This window comes from Streptomyces sp. BF23-19, assembly GCF_041106355.1.
GTDB classification, from domain to species: domain Bacteria; phylum Actinomycetota; class Actinomycetes; order Streptomycetales; family Streptomycetaceae; genus Streptomyces; species Streptomyces virginiae_A.
The window spans coordinates 1-5,962 of sequence record NZ_JBGBPT010000167.1 but is presented as its reverse complement, the minus strand read 5'-3'; the positions used below and the strand labels follow the sequence as shown (position 1 = coordinate 5,962).

The following is a 5,962-nucleotide window of genomic DNA, read 5'->3' as shown; positions in this document are numbered from 1 at the left end:
GGGAGCGCAGCCGCGGCAGTCCGAGCCGGCCCGGCGCCATGGTGACCACCGCGAGCACCCCGAACTCGCGGTCGAGGTACGCCACATCGATCGCGAACCGCATCCGGAAGGTGTGCACGCTCGCCGCGGGGGTCAGCAGCATCGCGCCGTCGATCCCGTCCCGCCCGAGCAGCCCGCGGGTCCGCGCCCCGTACGAGGCGGCGACCTCCAGCGGGATCTCCGTAGGGTCCGCGCCGACCCGCAGCACGGCCCGGCCGTCTTGCCAGTGCGCCATGGCGGCCACCTTAGGGGGTGTTCTACCTTCGCCGGATGACGGGTGTGCTCGTGATCGTTCTCGCCGCCGGGTACGGCGTGGCCGCCGGGCTCCTGCTGCCGCGCCCCGCCTACCGCCTCTCCGTCGAGCCGGGGGACCCCTGGCAGGGCCGCTGCCCGCAGGGGCACCGGCTGGCCGGCAGGCTGGGGGGCTGGCTAGGACCGGCCCGCTGCCGGACCTCGCTGCGGCCGCCCGCGCCCCCGCACGCCTACGGGCGGCGGGCCGCACCCCTGGCCGTGCTCACCGCCGCGGTCTGCGCCGTGCTCGCCGCGGCCGTCGGCGCGCGCCCCGAGCTGGTGGCCTACGTGGGCCTCGCCCCGCTGCTCGTCCTGCTCGCCCTCGTCGACCGCGCCGTGCACCGGCTGCCCGACGTACTGACCCTGCCGCTCGCCGCCGCGGTCGCCGCGCTGCTCGGGGCGGCCGCCCTCGCGCCGGGCTCCGCCGGGTCCTGGCGGCTCGCGCTGCTGGGCGGCGGCGCGCTGGGAGCCGCGTACCTGATGCTCCATCTGATCAACCCCGCCGGCATGGGCTTCGGCGACGTCAAGCTGGCGCTCTCGCTGGGGGTCGCTCTTGGGTGGTACGGGTGGGGGGTATGGTCCGCGGGGGCCTTCCTCGGCCTGCTCTACGGGGCCCTGTACGGGACGTACGTGCTCCTGCGCAGGCCCGACGAGCGGAATCAGGGGTACGCGTTCGGCCCCTTCATGGCGGCCGGAGCACTCACCGGAGTGCTGCTGGGTGGTTTCGGAGCGTAATCATCCTGCGCCAATGCACGCAGCATGCTTTACGAAGGGTTATGGTGGAACCCCCCCCTCGGGCCGGTCCGTATCCCCCCCACGGACCGGCCCGTTTTTCGTTTTCCGGCATCCCGACCGTGCTGCGCGACAAATGCGCAGGTCAGCCGCGTTGGGCCCAGATGTTGGTGCCGGGGGTGGAGACGGCGAGGGAGTCGATCTCCTTCAACTCGGCCTCGGTGAGCGGCGCGGACGCCAGCGCGGCCACGTTCTCCTCCAGCTGCGGCACGCTCGACGCACCGATCAGGGCCGAGGTCATCCGGTCGTCGCGGAGCACCCACTTGAGCGCCAGCTGGGCGAGCGACTGCCCGCGGCGGGCCGCGATCTCGTTCAGACCGGTCAGTCGGCGGAGCACCTCGTCCGAGAGCAGGTCCGGGTTCAGGGACTTGCCCTGCGCGGCGCGCGAGTCCGCCGGGATGCCCTTCAGGTACTTGCCGGTCAGCATGCCCTGCGCGAGCGGCGCGAAGGAGATGCAGCCCATGCCGGCGTCCTCCAGGGTGTCCAGCAGCCCGTCCTCCTCCGTCCAGCGGTTGATCATGGAGTAGGAGGGCTGGTGGATGAGCGCGCGCACCCCCATCCCGCGCAGGATCCGCACGGCCTCGGCCGTCTGCTCCGCCGTGTAGGAGGAGACGCCCGCGTACAGGGCCTTGCCCTGCTGGACCGCGGACGCGAGGGCGCCCATGGTCTCCTCCAGCGGGGTCTCCGGGTCGAAGCGGTGCGAGTAGAAGATGTCGACGTAGTCCACGCCCATCCGCTTCAGCGAGGCGTCGAGCGAGCTGAGCAGGTACTTGCGGCTGCCCCACTCGCCGTACGGCCCGGGGTGCATCAGGTAGCCGGCCTTGGTCGAAAGGATCAGCTCGTCGCGGTAGGCCGCGAAGTCCTGCGAAAAGATCTTGCCGAAGTTCAGCTCGGCCGAGCCGGGCGGCGGACCGTAGTTGTTCGCGAGGTCGAAGTGGGTGATGCCGAGGTCGAAGGCCCGGCGGAGGATCGCCCGCTGGGACTCCAGGGACCGGTCGTCACCGAAGTTGTGCCAGAGGCCGAGGGAGACGGCGGGGAGTTTGAGGCCGCTGTGGCCGGTGCGTCGGTACTCCATGGAGTCGTAGCGCGAGGGCTCTGCCCGATAGGGATTGGTATCAGTCACGTTGTCCTCCCTATCACGGAGTTGTGACAGGCCGAGTTGGGTACCCCATCCCGGCGCGCAGTAATGTGGCGGACTCGGGGGTGGGACCGCATTTCGCACGGGGGCAAGGCACGGAGGGGCTGGAAGATCGTGAAGCTGCGCGACCTGGTGTACAGGCTTTACGCACGCCGGGTGGAAGGCCGCCTCGACCATGACGCGGCGCCCAAGCACATCGGCGTCATCCTGGACGGAAACCGCCGCTGGGCGAAGGCGTCCGGAGGGACGACGGAGCAGGGCCACCAGGCCGGCGCCGACAAGATCTCCGAGATGCTGGGCTGGTGCACCGAGACGGACGTCGAGGTCGTCACCCTGTGGATGCTCTCCACGGACAACCTGGACCGGCCGGAGGTCGAGCTCCGCCCGCTGCTCAACATCATCGAGAACACCGTCCGGGGCCTCGCCGCGGACGGCCGCTGGCGGGTCCACCACGTCGGCAACCTCGACATCCTGCCCGCCCGGACGCAGAACGTCCTCAAGGAGGCCGAGCAGGCCACCCACGACGTCGACGGGATACTCGTCAACGTCGCCGTCGGCTACGGCGGCCGCCAGGAGATCGCCGACGCGGTCCGCTCGCTGCTGCTGGAGCACGCGCGCAAGGGCACCTCCTTCGAGGAGCTCGCCGAGATCCTCGACATCGACCACATCGCCGAGCACCTCTACACGCGCGGCCAGCCGGATCCGGACCTCGTCATCCGCACGAGCGGCGAGCAGCGGCTGTCCGGATTCATGCTGTGGCAGAGCGCGCACAGCGAATACTACTTCTGCGAAGTCTTCTGGCCGGCCTTCCGCAAGGTCGACTTCCTGCGGGCCCTGCGCGACTACGCGGCCCGCCACCGGCGCTACGGCACCTGATTCCACGGAGGGGGTTTCCCGCCCCCTCGGTCCCGGCACCCCCTCCCCTCGAAGCCTTCACCAGGGATTCACCGAGCGTCCGTCATATGCCATGGCATGGCCTGGCCTGTTCGGGGAATATCCCTTTCAGGTCGATGCCCGATCCACGGGTGTCGAGTCTCAGCGGACGGCATGGGGTCGTCCGCCCGGGAGGCCCTTTGCACCAGGACGCACGTGCGGTTCGCACGGACGGAGTGGAGGGCCGGAAATCGGCCCTGGCATGGGTGCCGATGACCGGTCCGGTCTTCATGGCCCGACCTCTTCCGAGGGGGTACGTCCTTCCGTGGTGACCAGCACAAAGAGCCGCCTGCATGACAGGCGGACCTACGTCCTCGACACCAGCGTCCTGCTGGCAGACCCCAACGCGATCTCCCGCTTCGACGAGCACGAGGTCGTGCTCCCGATCGTGGTGATCACCGAGCTGGAGGCAAAGAGGCACCATCCCGAACTCGGCTACTTCGCGCGCCAGGCCCTGCGCCTGCTCGACGACTTCCGGGTTCGCAACGGTCGCCTGGACGCCCCCATCCCGCTGGGCGATCTGGGCGGCACCCTGCGCGTCGAGCTCAACCACTCCGACACGAGCGTCCTGCCCGCCGGCTTCAGGTTGGGGGACAACGACTCGCGGATCCTCGCGGTCGCCCGCAACCTCCAGGCCGAGGGCTACGACGTCACGGTGGTCTCGAAGGATCTCCCACTGCGCATCAAGGCCTCCTCCGTGGGGCTGATCGCCGAGGAGTACCGCGCGGAACTCGCGATCACCGACGCCGGCTGGACGGGCATGAGCGATCTCGCCCTCTCCGGGGAACAGGTGGACCTCCTCTACTCGGAGGACCGCCTCTACGTGCCGGAGGCCGCGGAACTGCCCGTGCACACCGGACTGGTCCTGCAGTCCGAGCGCGGCAAGGCCCTCGGCCGGGTCACGGCGGACGGCAACGTGAAGCTCGTACGCGGTGACCGGGAGGCCTTCGGGCTGCACGGCCGCAGCGCCGAGCAGCGCATCGCGCTCGACCTCCTCCTCGACCCCGAGATCGGGATCATCTCGATGGGCGGCCGGGCCGGCACCGGAAAGTCGGCGCTGGCGCTCTGCGCGGGGCTGGAAGCGGTCCTGGAGCGCAGGCAGCACCAGAAGGTGATGGTCTTCCGGCCGCTGTACGCGGTGGGCGGTCAGGACCTCGGCTATCTGCCCGGGGACGCCTCCGAGAAGATGAGCCCCTGGGCGCAGGCGGTCTTCGACACCCTCTCGGCGGTCGCCGGGCGCGAGGTCATCGAGGAGGTGCTGAACCGCGGGATGCTGGAGGTCCTGCCGCTCACGCACATCCGAGGCCGCTCGCTGCACGACGCCTTCGTGATCGTGGACGAGGCGCAGTCGCTGGAACGCAATGTCCTGCTGACCGTTCTGTCCCGAATCGGAGCCAATTCGCGGGTCGTTCTGACCCACGATGTCGCCCAGCGGGACAACCTTCGGGTCGGTCGGTACGACGGAGTGGTCGCCGTGGTCGAGAAGTTGAAGGGCCACCCGCTCTTCGCCCACATCACGCTGACGCGCTCGGAGCGCTCCCCGATCGCCGCACTGGTCACCGAGATGCTGGAGAACCTCTGAGGGTCGTATCGGTCAAAACGCCCATAGCGGGAAGGTGAGTTGGCGCCGCCCGGCAAAGGCCCGAGAGCCTAGCCGGGCGGCGTCGTGCTGCACAGGTCTTTGCTCGAATCGGCAGCGACATGCCAGGTGTGACCTTTCACACGCAGTAGAGAATTGCCTTGCGGTGTCGCGTTCCGGCAGAGTCTGGTTTCCGTCAGGCCCCGCATACGGCACACCTGTATCTCCCGTGAGGTACGCGCAGCACCACAACTCCACAGCCGAACGCCGTATGCCGCCCGGAGTTTCACGCGGCGGCCCCCGCAAGGGGGTTGCCCACGGGCCCGCGCCTCCAGTGACCGTAGAACCACGGAGGCCAGAGTCGAGGGCACTTTTGCGCCCGCGCGGTCACTGCGGACGCTGCTGGAAGGACACCGTGTGAGCCGGATCTCGGTCCGGGGGTTCGCCGTGGCTTCGGCCACCGCGGTCACCACCGTCGGCGCAGTCGTAGGCGTTGCCACCGGCGACCCCACGAACGATCTCGAGACGACCGCGTCCGGCGCGACTCTCCTTGCCGACATCCCGGTCGGCGACCAGGCACAGGTCCAGAGCGCGTCCCTGACGCAGCAGGCCGATGCCATCGCCCACGCCGCCGATGCCGACGCCAAGCGTTCCGCCGAGGAGGCCGCGCGCGTCCAGGCCGCCGAGGACGCCAAGTCCAAGAAGGCGGAGGCCGAGAAGGAGAAGGCCGAGGCCGAGGCGAAGCTCAAGAAGGAACGCGAGGAGAAGGAGCAGGTCGCCAGCCGCTCCGCCGCCCGCGACGCCGGTGACTTCGCCCCCCAGAGCTCCTACACGGTCGCTCAGGTCAAGGCCATCGCTCAGCAGATGGTCCCGGCCGGCCAGTTCCAGTGCTTCTCGAACATCATCAACCAGGAATCCACCTGGAACTACAAGGCCGTCAACTCCTCCTCGGGAGCCTACGGTCTGGTCCAGGCACTGCCCGGTACGAAGATGGCCTCGGCCGGCGCGGACTGGCGCACCAACCCCGCCACGCAGATCAAGTGGGGTCTGAACTACATGGAAGACCGCTACGGCAGCCCCTGCGCCGCCTGGAGCTTCCACCAGGCCAACGGCTGGTACTAGAAAGCCCGCGCCGCCGCAAGCGGCCCGGCGCCGCTCAACCCGGGGGAGCCCCGCACCGTCCTACGGTG

The 5,962-nt window shown here is 69.8% G+C and carries 6 protein-coding genes; 4 read left to right on the top strand and 2 right to left on the bottom strand.

The window, feature by feature from the left end; translation table 11 throughout:
- Positions 1-274 (bottom strand): DUF192 domain-containing protein (locus AB8A24_RS42730; RefSeq protein WP_369479205.1); only part of this gene is annotated, 274 nt, incomplete at its 3' end.
- A 35-nt stretch (positions 275-309) separates the two neighbouring features.
- On the opposite strand from AB8A24_RS42730, the gene AB8A24_RS42725 reads away from it, so the two are divergent.
- Positions 310-1,065, top strand: a complete 756-nt coding sequence (locus AB8A24_RS42725; RefSeq protein WP_328961875.1) for an A24 family peptidase — start codon at positions 310-312, stop codon at positions 1,063-1,065.
- A 142-nt stretch (positions 1,066-1,207) separates the two neighbouring features.
- On the opposite strand, the gene mgrA is transcribed toward AB8A24_RS42725, so the two are convergent.
- Positions 1,208-2,245, bottom strand: coding sequence for an L-glyceraldehyde 3-phosphate reductase (gene mgrA / locus AB8A24_RS42720; protein WP_369479204.1), 1,038 nt, complete (start codon positions 2,243-2,245; stop codon positions 1,208-1,210).
- A gap of 129 nt (positions 2,246-2,374) precedes the next feature.
- On the opposite strand from mgrA, the gene AB8A24_RS42715 reads away from it, so the two are divergent.
- The 3 genes from AB8A24_RS42715 (at position 2,375) to AB8A24_RS42705 (ending at position 5,894) form a co-directional block, all read left to right on the top strand.
- Positions 2,375-3,136 (top strand): isoprenyl transferase, encoded by a 762-nt coding sequence (locus AB8A24_RS42715; RefSeq protein WP_030011184.1) that lies wholly within the window; start codon positions 2,375-2,377, stop codon positions 3,134-3,136.
- A 322-nt stretch (positions 3,137-3,458) separates the two neighbouring features.
- Positions 3,459-4,775, top strand: coding sequence for a PhoH family protein (locus AB8A24_RS42710; protein ID WP_266482763.1), 1,317 nt, complete (start codon positions 3,459-3,461; stop codon positions 4,773-4,775).
- A gap of 414 nt (positions 4,776-5,189) precedes the next feature.
- The gene (locus AB8A24_RS42705; protein ID WP_266380653.1) at positions 5,190-5,894 is read left to right on the top strand and encodes a transglycosylase SLT domain-containing protein; all 705 of its coding nucleotides are present in this window, start codon (positions 5,190-5,192) and stop codon (positions 5,892-5,894) included.
- The last annotated feature ends 68 nt before the right edge of the window (positions 5,895-5,962 follow it).

What these genes read in the sequence shown, in the direction of transcription:
- AB8A24_RS42725 (WP_328961875.1), top strand. Translation starts at nt 310, where the DNA reads ATGACGGGTGTGCTCGTGATCGTTCTCGCCGCCGGGTACGGCGTGGCC.